General features: G+C 73.8%; 15 protein-coding genes, 1 pseudogene and 1 riboswitch. Of the genes and pseudogenes, 7 read left to right on the forward strand and 9 right to left on the reverse strand.

Annotated features, from left to right (window positions below; genetic code table 11):
• The first annotated feature begins 93 nt into the window (after positions 1 to 93).
• Positions 94 to 1,440: a DNA polymerase IV gene (locus SSBG_RS26725; RefSeq protein WP_199781410.1), complete on the forward strand. Its 1,347-nt coding sequence runs from the start codon at positions 94 to 96 to the stop codon at positions 1,438 to 1,440.
• A gap of 105 nt (positions 1,441 to 1,545) precedes the next feature.
• On the opposite strand, the gene SSBG_RS26730 is transcribed toward SSBG_RS26725, so the two are convergent.
• Positions 1,546 to 1,917: a PRC-barrel domain-containing protein gene (locus tag SSBG_RS26730; protein ID WP_008749176.1), complete on the reverse strand. Its 372-nt coding sequence runs from the start codon at positions 1,915 to 1,917 to the stop codon at positions 1,546 to 1,548.
• Between the two features lie 143 nt (positions 1,918 to 2,060).
• Positions 2,061 to 2,159: riboswitch (glycine riboswitch) on the forward strand.
• A gap of 189 nt (positions 2,160 to 2,348) precedes the next feature.
• Between SSBG_RS26730 and gcvP the strand changes: the two genes are divergently transcribed.
• On the forward strand, positions 2,349 to 5,234 hold the full coding sequence (gcvP, locus tag SSBG_RS26735) for an aminomethyl-transferring glycine dehydrogenase (protein WP_008749177.1): 2,886 nt from the start codon (positions 2,349 to 2,351) through the stop codon (positions 5,232 to 5,234).
• A 110-nt stretch (positions 5,235 to 5,344) separates the two neighbouring features.
• On the opposite strand, the gene SSBG_RS26740 is transcribed toward gcvP, so the two are convergent.
• Together SSBG_RS26740 and SSBG_RS26745 are read right to left on the reverse strand one after the other, a co-directional pair.
• On the reverse strand, positions 5,345 to 5,548 hold the full coding sequence (locus SSBG_RS26740; RefSeq protein WP_008749178.1) for a DUF5999 family protein: 204 nt from the start codon (positions 5,546 to 5,548) through the stop codon (positions 5,345 to 5,347).
• A 255-nt stretch (positions 5,549 to 5,803) separates the two neighbouring features.
• Positions 5,804 to 6,400: a hypothetical protein gene (locus tag SSBG_RS26745; protein WP_037870722.1), complete on the reverse strand. Its 597-nt coding sequence runs from the start codon at positions 6,398 to 6,400 to the stop codon at positions 5,804 to 5,806.
• A 519-nt stretch (positions 6,401 to 6,919) separates the two neighbouring features.
• On the opposite strand from SSBG_RS26745, the gene SSBG_RS26750 reads away from it, so the two are divergent.
• Positions 6,920 to 8,413 carry a glutamate--cysteine ligase gene (locus SSBG_RS26750; protein WP_037870723.1) on the forward strand — a complete coding sequence of 498 codons (1,494 nt, stop codon included), beginning with the start codon at positions 6,920 to 6,922 and terminating at the stop codon, positions 8,411 to 8,413.
• A gap of 144 nt (positions 8,414 to 8,557) precedes the next feature.
• On the opposite strand, the gene SSBG_RS26755 is transcribed toward SSBG_RS26750, so the two are convergent.
• Complete coding sequence (locus SSBG_RS26755; protein ID WP_008749181.1) at positions 8,558 to 10,324, reverse strand: substrate-binding and VWA domain-containing protein; 1,767 nt, start codon at positions 10,322 to 10,324, stop codon at positions 8,558 to 8,560.
• A 316-nt stretch (positions 10,325 to 10,640) separates the two neighbouring features.
• Between SSBG_RS26755 and SSBG_RS26760 the strand changes: the two genes are divergently transcribed.
• Entirely contained in the window at positions 10,641 to 11,441 is an 801-nt protein-coding gene (locus SSBG_RS26760) for a CPBP family intramembrane glutamic endopeptidase (RefSeq protein WP_037870725.1), read from the forward strand.
• Positions 11,442 to 11,571: 130 nt separating this feature from the next.
• On the opposite strand, the gene argG is transcribed toward SSBG_RS26760, so the two are convergent.
• The 5 genes and pseudogenes from argG to SSBG_RS35125 all read right to left on the reverse strand — a co-directional run bounded on the left by argG (position 11,572) and on the right by SSBG_RS35125 (position 17,833).
• Complete coding sequence (gene argG / locus SSBG_RS26765) at positions 11,572 to 13,032, reverse strand: argininosuccinate synthase (protein WP_008749184.1); 1,461 nt, start codon at positions 13,030 to 13,032, stop codon at positions 11,572 to 11,574.
• Positions 13,033 to 13,187: 155 nt separating this feature from the next.
• Positions 13,188 to 15,608: pseudogene (locus tag SSBG_RS26770) on the reverse strand (ATP-binding cassette domain-containing protein).
• 136 nt (positions 15,609 to 15,744) lie between these two features.
• Positions 15,745 to 16,704 (reverse strand): phosphotransferase, encoded by a 960-nt coding sequence (locus tag SSBG_RS26775; protein WP_078491423.1) that lies wholly within the window; start codon positions 16,702 to 16,704, stop codon positions 15,745 to 15,747.
• A gap of 70 nt (positions 16,705 to 16,774) precedes the next feature.
• Positions 16,775 to 17,692, reverse strand: coding sequence for a phosphotransferase family protein (locus tag SSBG_RS26780; protein ID WP_234010781.1), 918 nt, complete (start codon positions 17,690 to 17,692; stop codon positions 16,775 to 16,777).
• A gap of 3 nt (positions 17,693 to 17,695) precedes the next feature.
• The gene (locus SSBG_RS35125; protein WP_234010655.1) at positions 17,696 to 17,833 is read right to left on the reverse strand and encodes a hypothetical protein; all 138 of its coding nucleotides are present in this window, start codon (positions 17,831 to 17,833) and stop codon (positions 17,696 to 17,698) included.
• A gap of 166 nt (positions 17,834 to 17,999) precedes the next feature.
• On the opposite strand from SSBG_RS35125, the gene SSBG_RS26785 reads away from it, so the two are divergent.
• The 3 genes from SSBG_RS26785 to SSBG_RS26795 form a co-directional block, all read left to right on the forward strand.
• Positions 18,000 to 18,794 carry a PadR family transcriptional regulator gene (locus SSBG_RS26785; RefSeq protein ID WP_420790329.1) on the forward strand — a complete coding sequence of 265 codons (795 nt, stop codon included), beginning with the start codon at positions 18,000 to 18,002 and terminating at the stop codon, positions 18,792 to 18,794.
• Between the two features lie 177 nt (positions 18,795 to 18,971).
• Positions 18,972 to 19,601, forward strand: a complete 630-nt coding sequence (locus SSBG_RS26790) for a Clp protease N-terminal domain-containing protein (RefSeq protein ID WP_008749190.1) — start codon at positions 18,972 to 18,974, stop codon at positions 19,599 to 19,601.
• Between the two features lie 116 nt (positions 19,602 to 19,717).
• A partial coding sequence (locus tag SSBG_RS26795; protein WP_008749191.1) for an EamA family transporter occupies positions 19,718 to 20,276 on the forward strand: 559 nt, incomplete at its 3' end.

Consider the following 20,276-nt stretch of genomic DNA (forward strand, 5'->3'; position numbering starts at 1 on the left):
CGCCGCGTCTCCGGGCCTGCCGCGTCTCCGCCGTCCTCGTGTCCCCGCCCGTTCGTTCCGGGCGTTGTCGGTGGGGTGCGCGAGCATAGAGGGGTGAGACGTGCCCCGACCGTGCTGCATCTCGACATGGATGCCTTCTTCGCCGCCGCCGAGCAGGCGGCGAAGCCCAGCCTGCGCGGGAAAGCGGTCGTCGTCGGGGGGCTCGGGCCGCGCGGGGTCGTCTCCACCGCCTCCTACGAGGCGCGCGCCTTCGGGGTGCACTCGGCGATGCCGACGGCGCAGGCCCGTCGCCTCGCGCCGAACGCCGCGTACCTCTTCCCGCGCTTCACGCTCTACCGGAGTGTGAGCGAGCAGGTGATGGAGCTGCTGGGCGCGCTGTCGCCGCTCGTGGAGCCGCTCAGCCTCGACGAGGCGTTCGTCGACCTGGAGGCCGGCGGCGTGGCCTTCGACGCGGCCTCAGCACGCGCGGTGGGGGAGCGGCTGCGGGCGGACATCAAGGCGCGGACGGGACTGACCGGCTCCGTGGGGCTCGCCGCCTCGAAGATGCTCGCGAAGATCGGCTCCGAGCGGGCCAAGCCGGACGGGCTCGTCCTGATCGAGCCCGGCACCGAGCGTGAACTGCTCGCGCCGCTGTCCGTGCGGGTCCTGCCGGGAATCGGTCCCGCCACCGGCGACCACCTGCGCCGGGCCGGGATCAGCACCATCGGGGAGCTGGCCGAGGCGGGCGAGGACGAACTCGTCCGGCTGCTCGGCAAGACGCACGGCGCGGGGGTGTACGCGATGTCGCTCGCCCGGGACGAGCGGCGGGTGGTCGCCGAGCGGGAGGGGAAGTCGGTCTCGGTCGAGGACACCTACGACCTCGACATCCACGACCGGGTACGGGTGCGCGCCGAGGTCGCCGCGCTCGCCGACCGCTGCGTGGGGCGGCTGCGGGCGAGCGGCCGTTCGGGGCGGACCGTGGTCCTCAAGGTGCGCCGGTACGACTTCTCGACGCTCACCCGCTCCGAGACGCTGCGCGCGCCGACCGACGACCCGGCCGTCGTGCGCGAGGCGGCGGCGCGGCTCCTGGAGCTCGTGGACACGACGGGCGGGGTGCGGCTGCTCGGAGTCGGGGTCTCCGGGCTCGCCGACTTCACGCAGGAAGTGCTCTTCGCGCGGACGACGGCCGGTGAGGAGCACGCGCCACCGCCCCTCGCGCCCGCTCCTGTCCCGGTGGCGGCCCCCGAGCTGGCCCCGTCCCTGCCGCCCCCGCCCCGGTGGCGTCCCGGCCAGGACGTCCTGCACGCCGCGTACGGGCCCGGGTGGGTGCAGGGCAGCGGGCTCGGGCGGGTCACGGTGCGCTTCGAGACGCCGTACGACGAGCGGCCCGGACGCGTGCGGACCTTCGCCGTGGACGATGCTGACCTGAGCGCGGCGGAACCGCTGCCGCTGGTGCGCTAGACGGAGGACGGCGGGGCGCTGCCAGGGGCGGCGGCACGCGCGGGATAGGGGGCGCGGTGCGGGACGGCGCCCGGGACGCCGGCCGGAGGGGCCGGGGCGTGGTGCTCAGGCGTCCTCGCGGCCCGCGATGCGCCCGAACTCGACGTCCTCGTGCGGTTCCGGCGGGTTCGCGTCGAGACCGTAGTGCCGGTAGAGCTGGAGTTCCTGCTGTGGGGAGAGGTGACGGCCCACGCCGAAATCGGGCGCGTCCTTGATGAGGGCGCGCGCGAACGGCACGCGCAGGACGCCGGAGACGAGACGGCTCGGCTCCAGCGGGACGAAGGCGTCCCTGCCGAAGAGGCCGGTGCGTATCGCAGCCCACTCCGGGACCCCGGTGGCGTCGTCGAGGTAGACCTCATCCACGGTGCCGATCCGGGCTCCCTCGTGGTCCACCGCCTTGCGACCGATCAGCGCGTGCGGGTCGATATCGGTCTCCACGGCACCTCCAGGTGTCGGCGCCCGCGCTGCGGGGCCGTAGGACTCGTACCCCTACGTAAATGCACTTCCGCCCCGGCGTCCACTCGGCGTCCTGCCGCCCCTGACCCGCCCGGCGCGCCGCTGGTACGCTGGCAAACGGCTGTCGACCCTGTGCGGGAGAGTGCCCCGGAGCTCGATCCCGGGGACGCCGAAGGAGCAAATCCTCCCCGGAATCTCTCAGGCCCCTGTACCGCGCGGGTGAGGTCACTCTGGAAAGCAGGACGCGTCCGGCGGGTACGCGGGGCGTCGGTCCTCACCGACGGTGAAAGCCTGCGCGGGCGCGTGCGCCCGGGAAGGTGAAGCTCTCAGGTCCGGATGACAGAGGGGGAGGCCGTCCGGGTACCCGCAGGTGGTGCCCGGTGCAGGTCGCGCCGACCAGGAGGCCCCCGCAGATGACCGTCCACCGCACCCCGCTGACCCGGCTGGAAGAGGGCACGCCCTTCGCCCGGCGCCACATCGGGCCCGACGCCGAGGCGCGGGCGAAGATGCTCGCCCAGGTCGGCTTCGGCTCGCTCGACGAACTCACCGCCGCCGCCGTGCCCGAGGTGATCCGCTCCGCCGAGGCGCTCCAGCTCCCCGCCGCGCGCACCGAGGCCGAGGTCCTCGCCGAACTGCGTGCCCTGGCCCGGCGCAACGAGGTCGTGGAGCCCATGATCGGGCTCGGCTACTACGGCACCTTCACGCCGCCGGTCATCCTGCGCAACGTCATGGAGAACCCGGCCTGGTACACCGCGTACACCCCGTACCAGCCGGAGATCTCGCAGGGTCGGCTGGAGGCGCTGCTCAACTTCCAGACGATGGTCGCCGACCTCACCGGGCTGCCCACCTCGGGCGCCTCGCTGCTGGACGAGGGCACCGCCGCCGCCGAGGCGATGGCGCTCTCGCGGCGGGTCGGCAAGGTCAAGAAGGGCGTCTACCTGGTCGACGCCGACACCTTCCCGCAGACCGTCGCGGTGCTGCGCACCCGCGCGGAGCCGACGGGCTTGGACGTCGTCGTCGCCGACCTGTCGCGGGGCCTGCCCGCCGAGTACGCCGAGGGCGGCGTCACCGGCGTCCTCCTCCAGTACCCGGGTGCCTCCGGTGCGGTACGGGACCTGCGCCCCGTCATCGAGGAGGCGCACGCCGTGAACGCCGTCGTCACCGTCGCCGCCGACCTGCTCGCCCTCACCGTGCTCACCCCGCCCGGCGAGCTGGGCGCGGACATCGCCGTCGGCACGACGCAGCGCTTCGGCGTCCCGATGGGCTTCGGCGGCCCGCACGCCGGCTACATGGCCGTCCGCGAGGCGTTCGCGCGCAGCCTGCCTGGCAGGCTCGTCGGCGTCTCGGTGGACGCCGACGGCCACAAGGCGTACCGCCTCGCGCTCCAGACCCGTGAGCAGCACATCCGCCGCGAGAAGGCGACCAGCAACATCTGCACCGCGCAGGTCCTGCTCGCGGTCATGGCCGGGATGTACGCGGTCTACCACGGGCCCGAGGGGCTGCGCGCGATCGCCGAGCGCACCCACCGCTACGCGAGCCTGCTCGCCGCCGGACTGCGCGCCGGAGGGGTCGAGGTCGTCCACGGCGCGTACTTTGACACCCTGACGGTCACCGTCCCCGGCCGCGCCGACGCGATCCTCGCCGCCGCCCGGGAGCAGGGCGTCAACCTTCACCGCGTGGACGCGGACACGCTCTCGCTCGCCTGCGACGAGACCACCGACCGCGCCCGTCTGTGCGCCGTGTGGGCCGCCTTCGGCGTCACCGCCGACGTCGAGACGCTCGACGGCTCGGCGCCGGACGCGCTCCCGGAGGCGCTGCGCCGCGGCAGCGCGTACCTGGAGCACCCGGTCTTCCACGCGCACCGCTCCGAGACGTCGATGCTGCGCTACCTGCGCTCGCTCTCGGACAAGGACTACGCCCTGGACCGGGGCATGATCCCGCTCGGCTCCTGCACGATGAAGCTCAACGCCACGACCGAGATGGAGCCCGTCACCTGGCCCGAGTTCGGTTCCCTGCACCCCTTCGTGCCCGTCTCGCAGGCGCAGGGGTACCTGGAGCTGATCCGTGAGCTGGAGGAACGGCTCGCCGAGGTCACCGGGTACGACAAGGTCTCGCTCCAGCCGAACGCCGGTTCGCAGGGCGAGCTGGCCGGGCTGCTCGCGGTGCGCGGGTACCACCGCGCGAACGGCGACACGGCCCGTACCGTCTGCCTCATCCCCTCCTCCGCGCACGGCACCAACGCCGCCTCCGCCGTCATGGCCGGGATGAAGGTCGTCGTCGTCAAGACCGCCGAGAACGGTGAGGTGGACCTCGACGACCTGCACGCCAAGATCGACAAGCACCGTGCGGAACTGGCCGTGCTCATGATCACCTACCCCTCGACGCACGGCGTCTTCGAGGAGCACGTCGCCGACGTCTGCGCGGCCGTGCACGAGGCCGGCGGCCAGGTCTACATCGACGGCGCCAACCTCAACGCCCTCGTCGGCCTCGCCCGGCCCGGCCACTTCGGCGGCGACGTCTCGCACCTCAACCTGCACAAGACCTTCTGCATCCCGCACGGCGGCGGCGGCCCCGGCGTGGGCCCGATCGGTGTCCGCGAGCACCTCGCCCCGTACCTGCCCAACCACCCGCTCCAGCCCGCCGCGGGGCCCGAGACCGGGGTCGGCCCCGTCTCCGCCGCCCCCTGGGGCTCGGCCGGCATCCTGCCGATCTCCTGGGCGTACGTGCGGCTCATGGGCGCCGAAGGGCTCAAGGAGGCCACGCAGGTGGCCGTGCTCTCGGCGAACTACATCGCCAAGCGCCTGGAGCCGCACTTCCCGGTGCTCTACACCGGCCCCGCCGGGCTCGTCGCCCACGAGTGCATCGTGGACCTGCGCGAGCTGACGAAGACCACGGGCGTCACCGTGGACGACATCGCCAAGCGCCTCATCGACTACGGCTTCCACGCCCCGACCATGTCCTTCCCGGTTGCCGGGACGCTCATGATCGAGCCGACCGAGAGCGAGGACCTCGCGGAGCTGGACCGTTTCTGCGAGGCGATGATCGCCATCCGCGCGGAGATCGACAAGGTCGCGGCCGGTACGTGGCCCGCCGAGGACAACCCGCTGCGCAACGCCCCGCACACCGCGCGGGCGCTCGCGGGGGAGTGGGAGCACGCCTACGAGCGGGCCGAGGCGGTCTTCCCCGGGCACGTCGACCCGACGACGAAGTACTGGCCGCCGGTGCGCCGGATCGACCAGGCCTTCGGCGACCGGAACCTCGTGTGCTCCTGCCCGCCGCTGGACGCGTACGAGGACTGAGCGAAACCGCCCCCAGGGCACTCGGCTCCCCCCATGGGAAACGCGGGGCCGGTACGGAGACCAGGCCTCCGTACCGGCCCCGCGCCGTCCGACCGGTGCGCCCGGGCGGCTCAGGCCGCCGTCGTCACCGTCCCGGCCGCGGGGCGGTGCGGCGCGATGACGCTGCCGTCGGGGAGGAGTTCGCCGGTGTCCTCGAAGAGCAGGACCCCGTTGCACAGCAGGCTCCAGCCCTGCTCCGGGTGGTGGGCGACCGGCAGGGCGGCGTCCCGGTCGGCGGAGAGGGCGCTGGGGCAGGACGGCTGGTGCTGGCACATGGTTCGGGTCTCTCGCTGGCTCGTGGGGCTCGGCCGGCTCGTGGGGCCGGTGGGTTCCTCGATGGTCATGACCGCATCCCCCGTATCGGTTGCTGATCCGCAAGTCTTCCCCCGGGAGCCCGCTCCCGCAGGGATTTCGCGGGAGCGGGCCTCCCTGGACGGGGACGCTTCACCCGTGCGGGCGGTTCGCTGAACGGCCTTGCCCGTTCGGGTGGTTCGGCGTAGTCCGCTGGGACTACGCCGCGCGGACCAGGCTCAGGCGAGGCTGTCGAGCAGCCCGGCGGGGGACGCCGGAGGGGCCAGTCTCCGTTCGAGCACGGGCAGGAACCGGGGGGCGCGCAGCGGCAGGTACGCGGTGAAACCGGGCGGGGCCGGGGCGAGCGGCACGAGCAGGTCCTGCTCGCCGAGGGCGCTCTCCACCGACATGTCGGCGACATCGGTGTGCAGCCACAGCATCAGCATGTACAGGGCGGGCACGGAGAGCAGCCGCGCCTGGTAAGGCGTGCCCAGGGCGTCCGCCTCGTGCATGGCCCGGTCGGCGGCGTTGACGTACGGGCCCTCGAAGAAGTGCGAGAAGGCCCACCCGTCCGCCGTGAGCCGCGCCTCGCCGACCGCGAGCGGACGGTCACCGTTGCGCACGGTGAAGCGCCAGGAGTTGAGGCGCGTACGCCCCGCCGGGAGCGGGGCGCCGGGGTCCAGGACGTGCACCGGCAGGCCCGGCTCGGCGATGAGCGGGCCGCGCGCGGTGCGCAGCGCGCGGGTGGGGGCCTCGTGGACGGCGGTCGGCGAGGCCAGGGCGGTGCGGACGCTGCGCAGGCCGGCCGCGGGGGCAGGCGGAAGGTGCAAGGGCATGGGCGGGAGCCTCTCTCGTGCGACAGGCTGGTGGAGCGGGCGATGCGACGGCGCTGTCCGCTCGCGTGCCACGGAGGATGCTCTCGACTCCCGGCGCGCAAACCGCAACTCTCCACCTCGTGCGGAGAGTTTATACGATGCGTGTTCGGCGGGGGTTTCCGCTAGCTGTCGTTCTTATTGCGGGCAAGTCACTATCAGGTCTTTTCCGTGAAGGTTTCACCTTTGGGTTCCCGGGCAGTGCGCCAGTGACCTCGGCATGTGCCGCGCGGGCGGTCGTCCGGTAGTCGTCGGTGATATTCACCAGAGCCTCGGGGAGAGCGGCGGGCGGAAAAGACCCGTGAATCCCGTCGCGCACCCCGCCCGGCCCGGCCATGCCCTTGGAATGTGCCTCACGAGCGTGGCCGACAGCCTATCCGCAAGGAGATTTCCGCGGGGCGTTACGGATCAGTCGCCCGGGGCATCATCCACCGTGGACCTCGTGGCCGGAGCCCCGGCCGCCCATCCAGAGGGGACGCTTCGATGGGGGAGAAGGTGGTGGCGGGCGAATTCGACCTGTCCGATCGCCGACGCTACCGGGCGAAGGTGCGGCAGTGTCTGGACGGTCTGGAGCGACTTCTGCGGGAAGGACGCTTCGACCGCCCGAAGAACCTCATGGGCCTGGAGATCGAACTCAATCTCGCGGGTCCCGACGGCCTTCCCCGAATGGTCAACGGGGAAGTACTCGAACGCATCGCGAGCCGGGATTTCCAGACCGAGCTGGGAATGTTCAACCTGGAGGTCAATATCGCCCCGCACCGGCTCGGGGGCCGCGTGCTCGACCAGCTCGCCGAGGAACTCCGCACGGGGCTCGCCTACGCCCACAGACAGGCTGCCGAGCGCGAGGCGGGCGTATTGATGATCGGAATTCTGCCGACGCTCGGCCAGGAACACCTGGTGGAGCAGAATTTCTCCGCCGTCGATCGCTACACCCTGCTCAACGAGCAGATCGTGGCCGCGCGCGGCGAGGACTTCAGCCTCGACATCGAAGGCACCGAGCACCTCTCCTGCACCACCGGTTCGATCATGCCGGAGGCGGCCTGCACCTCGGTGCAGTTGCACCTGCAAGTGACCCCGGAGCGGTTCGCGGCGGTGTGGAACGCGGCGCAGGCGGTGACGGCGGCACAGATCGTCGTCGGGGCGAACGCGCCCTTCGTCTTCGGGCGCGAGGTGTGGAGCGAGTCGCGCGTGCCGCTCTTCGCGCAGGCCACGGACACCCGCCCGCCCGAGCTCGTCGCCCAGGGCGTGCGACCGCGCACCTGGTTCGGGGAACGATGGATCGAGGGGCCGCTCGAACTCTTCGAGGAGAACCTGCGCTACTTCCCCGCGCTGCTCCCGGTCTTCGACGACGAGGACCCGGGCAAGGTCATCGACGGGGGCGGGGTGCCCGGGCTCGGTGAACTGTGCCTGCACAACGGCACGGTGTACCGCTGGAACCGGCCCGTCTACGGTGTCACGGGCGGCGTCCCGCACCTGCGCGTCGAGAACCGGGTACTGCCCGCCGGCCCCACCGTCACCGACGTCGTGGCCAATGCCGCCTTCTACTACGGGCTCGTCCGCGCGCTCGCCGTGCAGAGCCGTCCGGTCTGGACGCGGTTGCCCTTCGCGGAGGCGGAACGCAACTTCGAGGAGGCGTGCCGGCACGGGATCGACGCGCGGCTGCGCTGGCCCCGGCGCGGTCGCGGCGGTCTCGCGGAGGTGGACGCGGTGACCCTGGTGCGCGAGGAACTGCTGCCGCTCGCGGCCCAGGGACTGGACGCCTGGGGCCTCGACCCGGCGGACAGGGACCTCTACCTCGGCGTCATCGAGGAGCGGTGCCGACGGCGCGTCAACGGAGCCTCCTGGCAGGTGGCGGCGTACCGCGCGGAACGGGAGCGGGGCCGGGCCCGCGACGAGGCGCTGGCCGCGATGACGCGCCGGTACGCGGAGCTGAGCCGCGCGGACGAGCCCGTGCACCTGTGGCGCGTACGGGAATGACGGGAACCGCGCGAGGGCGGGCCCGGACCGGGGGACGCCCGGTCCGGGCCCGCGCTCTTCCCGCCCCGGCGGCCCCGGGCCCGCCGGGCTGTCGTCCGGCGCGGGAGCGTGTCCCGGACCGGGGCGCGGGCGCGTGACGCGGGGTCAGTGCTGCTGTCGGCTGCCGGCCTCCACGATCGCGTTGTTGATGACCTCGTGGATCTGGGCGGGGTCGTCCACCTTGAAGCCGGAGCCCCCCGTCGCCCCGCCGATCGCCTCCATGTCGTCCTCCGCCGCCTCGGGGCCGACGGCGATGGCCACGAGAGGGAGCGGGTGGGCGGGGTCGGCCAGGTCCCGCAGCCGGGTGAGCAGTTCACCGCGGGTCATGGAGCCGGGTTCCTCGTTCGTGCCGTCCGTGAGCAGCACGACGGCGTTGAATTTGTCCGCCGCGTAGTCCTCGCTCGCCTCGCGGTACGCGGCGAGCGTCGTGTCGTACAGGCCCGTCGCGCCGCCCGGCTGCGGCTGGAGCGCGCCGAAGGCCGCCGTGAGCGCTTCGCGCTGGGTGCCGCTGGAGCCTTTGCGGGCGCCGAGCCGCGCGGTCGGGACCAGCTCGCGGTAGTCGCGGTCGCCGTCGAGCCGCGTCGCGAACTCCCACAGGCCGATGTCGTCGGCGGGCGTGAACTGGGCGAGAGCCTGGAGCAGGGACGCCTTGGTGACGTCCATCCGGCTCTGCCCCCGCCCCGGCACCGGTTCCGCCATCGACGGCGAGGCGTCCACGACGACGAGGAGCCGCGCGCTCTGCACGGTGATGGTCCACATGCCGCGCGTCTCCTGGAGGGCCTTCGCCGAGGGCGGATCGGCCGTCGGCGCGCCGTACGGCTGCGGCGCGCGCGCCCCGGCCGCCCGCGCCAGCTCCGCGTCCGCCGTGCCGCCCTCCGCGCGGAAGCCGTCCGCGCGCAGCAGCCGCTGCCCGTGGCTCTCGTTGAGGAAGGTCATGAAGCGGACGGCGGCACGGCTCTGCGCCGTGCTCAGCTCGGTGTTGTCCGGAATGACGTAGGGGTAGTCCAGGGCGGGCGAACCGCCCTTGGGGTAGAACAGGTCGAGGGCGTGGCCGCTCTCCTTGTTGCGGGTGAACGCGCGCTGTTCGGTGAGGATCAGGGCGTCGTTGCGCTTCGGGTCGCCCGACTCGGCCCCCGAGTCGTCGCGGGCCAGCGTGTCGAGCAACTGGGTGTCGCTGTCCACGGTGCGCTCGGCGAGGATCTTCGCCGCCGCGGCCACCTGCGCGCTGCCGCCCTTCGAGGCCCCGGCCTGCCCGGCGACCTCGGTGAGGGCGAGGAGGCCGGTGGCGCTGCGGGCCGGGTCGGCGCTGCCCAGCCGCAGCGAGTCCCCCTGCGAACCGGCGGCGGCCAGTTCCGCCCAGGAGTACGTCTTCTCCGGCCAGCCCAGCTTCTTCGCCGCCTTCTCCGTCATCCCGACGGCGACGGGGGTCGAGGCGATGGCACCGGTCGGCGAGACCTGCGCCGAGTTGCCCCCCGAGTTCGCCTGGTCGACCCACATGCTCGCGTCGGGCACCCAGGCGTGGAAGCCGGGGTCCTTGCCCGCCTTGAGGCGTTCGGCGACCTTCGAGGAGTCCTCGGCGCTCACCCGTACGTCCAGGCAGTTCCCGTCCGAGGTGACCTCGTGCTCCTTGGCGTAGCCGGCCGCCTCGCGCAGCGTGGGCGCGATGTCGGGCGAGGCGCTGACCTCCAGGCGTACCGCGTCGTCCGCGCAGCTCCCGCCGAGGGGTATCAGGCCGCTGCGCACGGCGATGCCCCCGCCCGCGACGACCGCCACGACGAGGACGGTCGCCAGCGCGACCGTCCGTCCCCGGGTGCGGCCCCGCGGGCCGCCGCGGCCACCGCGGTCCTCCTCGGCCACCTTGTGACGTCCCATACCGGTGGTGCCCTCCTTCTCGCTCTCAGGCGCCGGGGCCGTGGGGCCCGCGACGCCACACGTGCTGTCTCAGGTCGTGCGCGTGCTGACTCGTGCGGTGGAACGGAGCGGTCGCCCGGCCGCGCGGGACCCCGTGATCCCACAGGGACTCGTGATCCCCTGGAGGCGGCCCGGCGAGGCGCCGGACAGGCGCGCGCGGCGGGGAGGGTGGAGCGCCGGCGCGAACCTCGGATGTACGTGCGAGCCCTGGGGCTCGGTCGGCACCCTAGCCGGGCGATGATGGTGATGAGGCAGGATCGGTCAACTGGAGGCAGCTGTGCCCGTTGAGGAGGGCCTGGTGGCCGGAACTTTTCCCACCGAGGGGCCCACGAGACGAATTTTCCGTAACGAGACGCTGCTCGTCCTCGCGCTCTCGCTCGGCGCGAGCGGTGTCTCCGCGCTGATCAGCTTCATCGGTTCGGTGACCCGCCCCGGCGGGCTCAAGGACCAGGCCGCCACGCTCAACGCCTCGGCCGCGCCCGGGCGCCCGTGGCTGGATCTGGCGTGGCAGCTCTTCGGGATCGCGAGCGCCCTGGTCCCGGTGGCGCTCGTGCTGCACCTGCTGACGCGCGAGCGGGCGCGTGCCGGGGACATCGGCTTCGACCTGCGCAGGCCGGGGACGGACCTGGGGCGGGGCGCGGTGGTCGCCGCCGTGGTCGGCAGTGTCGGCATCGCCTTCTACCTGGGGGCGCGCGGTCTCGGCTTCAACCTCACGGTGGTGCCCGAGGCGCTGCCCGACGTGTGGTGGAAGTACCCGGTCCTGGTGCTTTCGGCCGTGCAGAACGCGGTGCTCGAAGAGGTCGTCGTCGTGGGCTATCTGCTGCGGCGGCTGGGCCAGTTGGGCTGGAGCCCGATGGCCGCGCTGGTGGCCGCCTCGGTGCTGCGCGGCTCGTACCACCTCTACCAGGGCATCGGCGGCTTCTTCGGGAACCTCGCGATGGGTGTGCTCTTCGTGCTGCTGTACCGCAGGTGGGGGCGGGTCGGGCCGCTCGTGGTCGCCCACTCCTTCCTCGACATCGGCGCCTTCGTCGGCTTCGCGCTGCTCGCGGGCCGCGTGGACTGGCTGCCGACGGGCTGAGGACGGGGACCCGGCGGTACGGGGCCGCCCCGGGACGGGGTACGCGGGAGGGGCCCGGCGCGTGGTGCGCCGGGCCCCTCCTCGTCCGTATTCCCTTTGCCGTGACGGCCGTTCGGCCGCCGCGCGGGGGTCAGTCGGTGCCGAACTCCATCGCCGCGCGGTCCAGCATCTCCTCGTCGCCGTCGATGCCGGTGGTCTCGCCGCGCGCGGCGATCGCCTCGGCGCCGCCCTCGGGGAGCTGCCCGATGAGGCCGGTGGCGGCGGCCTGGGCCGCGCCGATCGAGGGGGCGCCCTCGGCGGAGCCGATGAGGCCGAGGCCCGCGTACTGCTCCAGCTTGGCGCGCGAGTCGGCGATGTCCAGGTTGCGCATGGTGAGCTGGCCGATGCGGTCGACCGGGCCGAAGGCCGCGTCCTCGGTGCGCTCCATGGAGAGCTTGTCCGGGTGGTAGCTGAAAGCGGGGCCCGTGGTGTCGAGGAGCGAGTAGTCCTCGCCGCGCCGCAGCCGCAGCGTCACCTCGCCGGTGACGGCGGCGCCGACCCAGCGCTGGAGCGATTCGCGGACCATGAGCGCCTGCGGGTCCAGCCAGCGGCCCTCGTACATGAGCCGGCCGAGGCGGCGGCCCTCGTTGTGGTACTGGGCGAGGGTGTCCTCGTTGTGGATCGCGTTGACGAGGCGTTCGTAGGCAGCGTGCAGGAGGGCCATGCCGGGCGCCTCGTAGATGCCCCGGCTCTTCGCCTCGATGATGCGGTTCTCGATCTGGTCGGACATGCCGAGGCCGTGCCGGCCACCGACCGCGTTCGCCTCCATGACGAGATCCACGGCGGTGGCGAACTCCTTGCCGTTGATCGCCACCGGGCGGCCCTGGTCGAAGCGGATCGTGACGTCCTCGGGGAGGATCTCCACCTCGGGGTCCCAGAACCGCACGCCCATGATCGGGTCGACCGTCTCGACGCCGGTGTCCAGGTGCTCCAGCGTCTTCGCCTCGTGGGTCGCGCCCCAGATGTTCGCGTCAGTCGAGTACGCCTTCTCGGTGCTGTCCCGGTAGGGGAGGTCGTGGGCGACGAGCCACTCCGACATCTCCTTGCGGCCGCCCAGCTCGGTCACGAAGTCGGCGTCGAGCCAGGGCTTGTAGATCCGCAGGTGCGGGTTGGCGAGCAGCCCGTAGCGGTAGAAGCGCTCGATGTCGTTGCCCTTGAAGGTCGAGCCGTCGCCCCAGATCTGGACGTCGTCCTCCAGCATCGCCCGCACGAGCAGCGTGCCGGTGACGGCGCGGCCCAGGGGGGTCGTGTTGAAGTAGGCGCGACCGCCGGAGCGGATGTGGAAGGCGCCGCAGGACAGGGCCGCGAGCCCCTCCTCGACGAGGGCGGCGCGGCAGTCGACGAGGCGGGCCACCTCGGCGCCGTACGTCTTGGCGCGACCGGGGACCGAGGCGATGTCCGGCTCGTCGTACTGGCCGATGTCGGCGGTGTACGTGCAGGGGACGGCGCCCTTGTCGCGCATCCAGGCGACGGCGACGGAGGTGTCGAGACCGCCGGAGAAGGCGATGCCGACGCGCTCGCCGGCGGGCAGGGACGTGAGGACCTTGGACATAGGGAGAGTATGCGCTTGGGCGCATGATTATGCAAATCCGGTCCCGGGGGCTGGATTCCGGGGCTCTGCCCCGTGCCCCGCCGGGGAAAGAGCGGGGCTCCGCCCCGGACCCCGCTCCTCAAACGCCGGAGGGGCTGATTTAGCGGCCCCGCTCCTCAAACGCTGGAGGGGCTGATTTCGCCCCCTGCCGTGCCGGAGGGGGCCGTGTAGCTCCTCAAGTGGTGTGCCGTCAGGGTTTTTCCGTTTGCCACCAGGTCGGCCGGGGTGCCCTCGAAGACGATCCGGCCTCCGTCGTGGCCCGCTTCCGGGCCCAGGTCGATGAGCCAGTCGGCGTGGGCCATGACCGCCTGGTGGTGTTCCACGACGATCAGGGACGTGCCGTTGTCGACCAGCCGGTCGAGGAGGGCCAGGAGTTGGGCCACGTCAGCCAGGTGCAGGCCGGTCGTGGGTTCGTCCAGGACGTACAGGGCCGGGGACTTCTTCGCGCCGAGGTGCGTGGCGAGTTTGAGGCGCTGGCGTTCGCCGCCCGAGAGGGTCGTGAGGGGCTGGCCGAGGCGGAGGTAGCCGAGGCCGACGTCGGCGAGGCGGACCAGGACGCGATGCGCCGCCGGGGTCCGGGCCTCGCCCCCGGCGAAGAAGGCCGCGGCCTCGTCCACGGTCATGCCGAGGACCTCGCTGATGTCGCGGCCGCCGAGCCGGTGGGCGAGCACCCCCTCCTCGTACCGCTTGCCCTCGCACACCTCGCAGGTGACCGCGACCCCGGCCATGATCCCCAGATCGCTGTAGACGACGCGCCCCCTTGCACGCCGGGCAGGCCCTTTCGGAATTGGCCGAGAAGAGCGCGGGCGAGACGCCGTTGGCCTTCGCGAACGCCTTGCGCACCGGGTCGAGCAGGCCCGTGTAGGTGGCCGGGTTGCTGCGCCGCGAGCCCTTGACGGGGCTCTGGTCGACGGTGACGGCCTCCGCGTCCGGCGGCAGCGAGTCGTGCACGAGGGAGCTCTTGCCCGAGCCGGCGACGCCCGTCACGACGGTGAGCACACCGAGCGGGATGTCCACGTCCACGTTCCGCAGGTTGTGCGCGCGGGCTCCCCGGACCTCCAGGAAGCCGCTCGGCACCCGCACCTTCTCCTTGACCGGGGTGCGGTCGGTGAGGTGACGGCCCGTCGTCGTGTCCGAGGCGCGCAGCCCCTCGACCGGGCCCGCGAAGCCGATCTCGCCGCCCGCCGCTCCCGCGCCGGGACCGAGGTCCACGACGTGGTCCGCGATCGCGATCGTCTCCGGCTTGTGCTCCACGACGAGGACGGTGTTCCCCTTGTCCCGCAGCCGCAGCAGGAGGTCGTTCACGCGCTGGACGTCGTGCGGGTGCAGCCCGGCCGTGGGCTCGTCGAAGACGTAGGTGACGTCGGTGAGCGAGGAGCCGAGGTGGCGCACCATCTTGACGCGCTGGGCCTCGCCGCCCGACAGCGTCCCCGCCGGGCGGTCCAGGCTGAGGTAGCCCAGACCGATCTCCACGAAGGAGTCGAGCACCTGCCGCAGCGCGGTGAGCAGCGGTGCGACCGAGGGCTCGTCCAGCCGCGCGAGCCAGGCGGCCAGATCGCCGATCTGGAGCGCGGACAGCTCGGCGATGCCCTTGCCCGCCACCCGCACCGCCCTGGCCTCCGCGCTCAGCCGCGTCCCCTCGCACTCCGGGCACGTCGCGAAGGTGACGGCCCGGTCGACGAAGGCGCGGATGTGCGGCTGCATCGACTCGCGGTCCTTCGCGAGCATCGACTTCCTGATCCGCAGCACCAGGCCCTCGTACGTCATGTTGATGCCCGCGATCTTCATACGGACCGGCTCGCGGTACAGGAGGTCGTGCAGCTCGCGCTCGGTGAACTCCCCGACCGGCTTGCCCGCGTCTTACAGCCCCGACTCCGTGTACAGCCGCGCGTTCCAGCCGCCCGCCTTGTAGCCGGGGGCCAGGAGGGCGCCGTCGGCGAGGGACTTCGAGGCGTCGTAGAGCCGCGTGAGGTCCATGTCCGTGACCGAGCCGCGCCCCTCGCGGCGTGGGCACATCCCCCCCCGGTGCGGTGGAAGCTGACCTTCTCGGCGCGGGCGTGCTCCTTGCCGACCGTGAGCGCGCCGCTCGCCTCGACCGTCGCCGTGTTGAAGGAGAAGGCGCCGGGACCGCCGAGGTGCGGGGTGCCGAGCCGGCTGTAGAGGACGCGGAGCATCGCGTAGGCGTCGGTCGCGGTGCCGACCGTGGAACGCGGATCGCCGCCCAGGCGCTGCTGGTCGACGACGATCGCGGTGGTCAGCCCGTCGAGCACGTCCACGTCGGGGCGGGCCCGGTTCGGCATGAACCCCTGGACGAAAGCGCTGTACGTCTCGTTGATGAGCCGCTGCGACTCGGCGGCCACGGTGTGGAACACCAGGGAGCTCTTGCCCGAGCCCGAGACACCCGTGAAGACCGTCAGGCGGCGCTTGGGCAGTTCGACGCTCACGTCCTTGAGGTTGTTCTCGCGCGCGCCCACCACGCGGATCAGCGCGTGGCTGTCGGCGGGCACCTGGGGTGCGGAAGGGCGGGACTGCGTCATGCGGGAACTCCGTCCGTACGGGGGCGGGGTGGCGCGGCGCCGGTCGTGCCGACCCTACGGGCGGCCACCGACAACGCCCCGTCGCGGCCGCGCGCCGGGGGCGGACGCGGCGCCGCGCGCCCCGTACGGCGCGGGCTCAGAGCGGCGCGATCACGCGGCGCAGCGCGGCGCGGGCCGGCGGGCCCCAGGAGGTCTTGCCGCCGGGGCGGCCGTGCTCCCCGGCGTCCGCGACGTGCAGGGCGCCGACGGAACGGGCCACGACCCACCCGCGCGCGCGGCGCAGCAGGGCGGGGCCGGGCGCGTAGGCGTCGAGGAAGGCGTCGAGCGCGCCGTCCGGCAGGATGCTCCAGGCGCCCGCGAGGTCGCAGGCGGGATCGCCCTTGCAGAGGTCGCCGAAGTCGATCACACCGCTGAGGACCCCGTCGCTCGTCACGACGTTGGCGGGGTGCAGGTCGGCGTGGAGCCACAGATCGGGCCCGTCCCACCCGGGGGCGGCGAGCGCGTCCTCCCAGACGGCGCGGACGGCGTCCGGCTCCGCGAGCAGGCCCTTTTCGGCGGCCTCGGCGAAGCCGGGCGGCAGTCCGTCGGTGGCGCCCGCGAGCGGGGCGCCGCGGCCGAAATACCCGGTCGGCGCCTCGGCGGGGGCGGGACGGTGCAGGGCGAGGAGGAAGGCGGCGAGCGCGGCGGCGGAGGCCGGCCCGTCCGTCGCGGGGGCGTGGTCGGCCGGCGCGCCCGGCACCCACGTGGTGAGCAGCCACGCGCGCGGGAAGCGGGCGGAGGGTTCCGCGATCGCCCGCGGGAGCGGTACGGGCAGTGGCAGCCGTCCGGCGAGCTCCGGCACCCACGTCAGCTCGGCGCGCAGCAGCGCGTCGGCGCGCCGTGTCGCCCACGGCACCCGCAGTGCCAGCTCCTCGCCCAGGCGCCACACCTGGTAGTCCCAGCCGCGCGCGCCGAGCCGGATCGGGAGCCCGGCGAGGTGCGGGAAACGCGCGCGCACGAGGTCGCGGAGGAGGTCCTCGGTGATGTCGGGCGGGGGAGCGCCCGCGTCCCCGGGCACGGCGGCGGCGGGGGCGGTGGTGGTGTCCGGCGAGGTCATGGTGCTGGGGACGACCGCGCGGGCGGGACGGTTCCGGCGGGGGCGCCTCCCGGGCGGACCGGCGGCGGGCTCAGTACCAGGTGCTGTCCTGCGAGGCCGGCAGGGGGCGCAGCTCCGGCCAGCGGGTCAGCAGGCGGCCCGCGAGGGCCGAGCCGAGGCCGCCGAGGGCGTGCAGGTGGTCGTGGTCGCGCGTCATCCCGGCGACCACCTGGAGGCGGTGGACGAGCCGTTCCCGGGCGGAGACGTACCCCCAGGTGAAGTCCTCGACGGGCACCCGGGCGAGCTGGTCGGCCGTCCCCCGGTGCGCCCGCTCGACCAGCGCGTCACCCTGGAGGAGCCAGCCGGCGCAGGCGTCGGCGAGGTCGCCGGGCACGTCCCTGCCGGTGAGGCCGCGCCAGGTGGACCGGTAGACGCTCTCCACCTCGGTGAGCGGGGTGCCGGTGACCGACAGGGCGCACCAGCAGGTGGGGAAGCCGATGCGGAAGTAGGCGAGTTCGGTCAGGCCGTTGCCGAGCGAGGCCCGCTCGAAGTCGACGAAGCGGACGCCGTCCGCGGTGCGCAGATCATTGCCGGGGCAGGGGTCGCCGTGCAGCAGCGCGTGGTGCGGGGCGGGGTCCAGCCGCTCCAGGAGGCCGGCGAGCTCGCCGGGCACGGCGGCCGGTACGGGGACGTCGAGGGCCCTGGCCAGCGCGAGGAAGGACTCCGCGTCGGCGGCGGTGGGGCCGGAGGCGACCGGGAGCGCGCCCGCGTCGGCCGGTCCCGTCAGCGCGTGCAGCCGGGCGAGCGCCTCGGCGTAACCGGACATCCAGTCCTCCGTCCGGCCGAGGTCGTCCACGTGGTCGAGGACCAGGACCCGCGTGGCGGGGTCGGTGGCGAGCACGGCGGGGGCCACGGCGGGCCGCGTCGCCCGGCCCGCCAGCCGCAGGCCGGTGACCTCGCGGGCGAAGCGGGTGTCCGCGTCGGCGCCGCTGTCCCCGCCCTCGGCGATCTGCTAGACGACCACGAGGCGCCCGTCCGCCGTGCGCACCCGCCACACGTGCGAGCGCGGGCTGCTGTCCAGGAGTTCGGCCGTCGCGGCGGTGCCCACGGCGGGCAGCAGCTCTTCGCTGAGGGGGAGTTCAGGCGTCATGCGGAGAGCCTAGGCGGCGGGCGAGCGCGGGGACATGGGATTCGCGAGGTGCGGCGGCCGCTTGCGTGCGACATGGTTGCGATATATCGTTGAGTTATCGCGAACAGATCGTGATGCGTCTCCGATGGTGGGAGGCGCCGTGAAGCAGAGAGAAGGAGTGAGTGTCATGCGTGGTTACGGACACGACTTCGAGAACGGTGTACAGGCCATGCGCGCGCTGCGCGGCATGGGAGAGGGCCGGGGGCACGGCGGTCATCACCACGGCGGTGGCCCCGGGCGCGGTGAGTACGAGGGGCGGCGGGCCGCCTTCGGGCCGTTCGGGCCCGGGCACGGGGGCCGCGGCGGTCCCGGCGGCTTCGGGGGTTTCTTCGGCGGTCCCGGCGGCTTCGGGCCCGGTGGCCCCGGAGGACGGCGGGGCAGGGCGCGGCGCGGAGACGTGCGCGCCTCCATCCTCGCCCTCCTCAAGGACCGGCCGATGCACGGCTACGAGATGATCCAGGAGATCGCCGAGCGCAGTGGCGGCGCCTGGAAGCCGAGCCCGGGTTCGGTCTACCCGACCCTCCAGCTCCTGGAGGACGAGGGGCTCATCCTCAGCCGCAGCGAGAGCGGCAAGAAGCTCTTCGCGCTCACCGAGGAGGGCCGCGCCGCCGCCGACGCCGGGCCCGAGGCCCCGTGGGAGGAAGCGAGCAAGGGCGTCGACTGGGAGGCCGTCGGCGAGATCCGCCAGGCCGGTTTCGGGCTGATGGAAGCCTTCGGGCAGGTCTGGAAGACCGGCAGCAAGGAGCAGCGCGAGCGCGCCGTCGCCGTCCTCAACGAGACCCGCAAGCGGCTCTACCTCATCCTCGCCGAGGACGCGGGGGACGCGGGGGACGCGGCGAAGGCCGCCGACGCGGACGGCGGCGGGAAGGACACGGCGGGCCGCGGCGGCGACGCCTCGGGCGAGCGCCCCTCCGGTGACTGAGCACCGGGCCGGGAGCACCGGGCCCGCGTCCGGCGAAGGGCCCCGTACGGGAAAGAGCGTGCGGGGCCCTTCGCCGTTCCCCCTCCGCCGCGCGGGGGAACGATCTCCTCCGCAAGGAGGAGGGCGCGGGCCGAAAGTCCCACCCCACGCGGGAGGCGGGAACCATCCCGGCCGCCGATGACCCGGTGGCGGCCCTGTGGTGGAGTGGAGGACGTGCAGCGTTGCAGCTCGTCGGTACCCGGCCCCCGTGACACCGCCCCGGACCCCGGGGCGGGCCTGAGCGGAGCCCTCGCCGGGGTCGTCTCGGGCGCCCGCCGCCGTGCCGTGCGCGACGGTGACGAGCAGATCGACACCGCGCACCTGCTCCACTCCCTCCTCCAGGAGGACCCGCGCTGCCGCGAGGTCCTCCGCCCCCACCTGGCCCGCCTCCTGGGACTGCTCGTCCAGCGCAGCATCGGCTACGGACTGCGCTGGCAGGGCACTGTCGAGGACTCGGGCGGCCTGCCCGTGCTCGGCCACGCGGGCTGGTCCCCGGCCGCCGGGCTCGCCATGGACCGGGCCCGCGAGCGCGCGGCGGCCCGTGCCGGGAGTGGCGAGCCGCGCCCGGCCGACCTCCTCGCCGCCCTCGCCGCCGACCCCGGCTGCCGGGCCGTCGCGCTGCTGAGGGACGCGGGCGGCGAGCCCGGCCCGCTGCTCGCGGCCCTGGAGGACGCCGAGCGCGAGACGGAGCCCGGCGGCCTCGCGGAGGAGGACTTCGCGCGCCCCCTCGACGTGTCCGGCCTGCGCGCCCGGCACCGCGAACCGTAGGAGCGCCGGCCCGGCCCCGGTCACGTCAGCACCGAAGCGCGTGACGCGCCTGACGGCTCCTGTCATGATGTGCCCGTTCGCCGCCGCCCGAGGGGGCGTGGGCGGGAGGGGGAGCGATGAGCGCGACGGGTGCACGGGGACGCAAGAGCGCCGGGCTCGGGCTCGCGCTCGTGTCGGCGCTCGCCTTCGGCGGCTCGGGTGTCGCGGCCAAGCCGCTCATCGAGTCCGGGCTCGATCCCCTGCACGTGGTGTGGCTGCGGGTCGCGGGTGCCGCGCTCGTCCTGCTCCCCGTGGCGTGGCGGCACCGCGCGCTGCCCCGGGCACGTCCGGGGCTGCTCCTCGGCTACGGGCTCTTCGCCGTCGCCGGGGTCCAGGCGTGCTACTTCGCCGCGATCTCCCGTATCCCGGTGGGCGTGGCGCTGCTGGTCGAGTACCTGGCGCCCGCGCTCGTGCTCGGCTGGGTGCGCTTCGTGCAGCGCAGGCCGGTGAGCCGTGCGGCGGCGGTGGGGGTCGTGCTCGCGGTCGGCGGGCTCGCGTGCGTCGTGGAGGTGTGGGCGGGACTGCGCTTCGACGCGCTCGGTCTGCTCCTCGCGCTCGGCGCCGCCTGCTGCCAGGTCGGCTACTTCGTCCTGTCGGACCACGGCACGGAGCCGGTGGCTTCCCGGAAGCCCGCCG

Source organism: Streptomyces sp. SPB074 (genome assembly GCF_000154905.1).
Taxonomy (GTDB): Bacteria; Actinomycetota; Actinomycetes; order Streptomycetales; family Streptomycetaceae; genus Streptomyces.

Bases quoted from the DNA above. Each gene is read 5' to 3' on its own strand.
- gcvP (WP_008749177.1), top strand. From the start codon at position 2,349: ATGACCGTCCACCGCACCCCGCTGACCCGGCTGGAAGAGGGCACGCCC.
- SSBG_RS26740 (WP_008749178.1), bottom strand. From the start codon at position 5,548: ATGTGCCAGCACCAGCCGTCCTGCCCCAGCGCCCTCTCCGCCGACCGG.
- SSBG_RS26785 (WP_420790329.1), top strand. From the start codon at position 18,000: ATGCGTGGTTACGGACACGACTTCGAGAACGGTGTACAGGCCATGCGC.
- SSBG_RS26790 (WP_008749190.1), top strand. From the start codon at position 18,972: ATGACCCGGTGGCGGCCCTGTGGTGGAGTGGAGGACGTGCAGCGTTGC.
- SSBG_RS26750 (WP_037870723.1), top strand. From the start codon at position 6,920: ATGGGGGAGAAGGTGGTGGCGGGCGAATTCGACCTGTCCGATCGCCGA.
- argG (WP_008749184.1), bottom strand. From the start codon at position 13,032: ATGTCCAAGGTCCTCACGTCCCTGCCCGCCGGCGAGCGCGTCGGCATC.
- SSBG_RS26775 (WP_078491423.1), bottom strand. From the start codon at position 16,704: ATGACCTCGCCGGACACCACCACCGCCCCCGCCGCCGCCGTGCCCGGG.
- SSBG_RS26745 (WP_037870722.1), bottom strand. From the start codon at position 6,400: ATGCCCTTGCACCTTCCGCCTGCCCCCGCGGCCGGCCTGCGCAGCGTC.
- SSBG_RS26755 (WP_008749181.1), bottom strand. From the start codon at position 10,324: ATGGGACGTCACAAGGTGGCCGAGGAGGACCGCGGTGGCCGCGGCGGC.
- SSBG_RS35125 (WP_234010655.1), bottom strand. From the start codon at position 17,833: ATGACGCCTGAACTCCCCCTCAGCGAAGAGCTGCTGCCCGCCGTGGGC.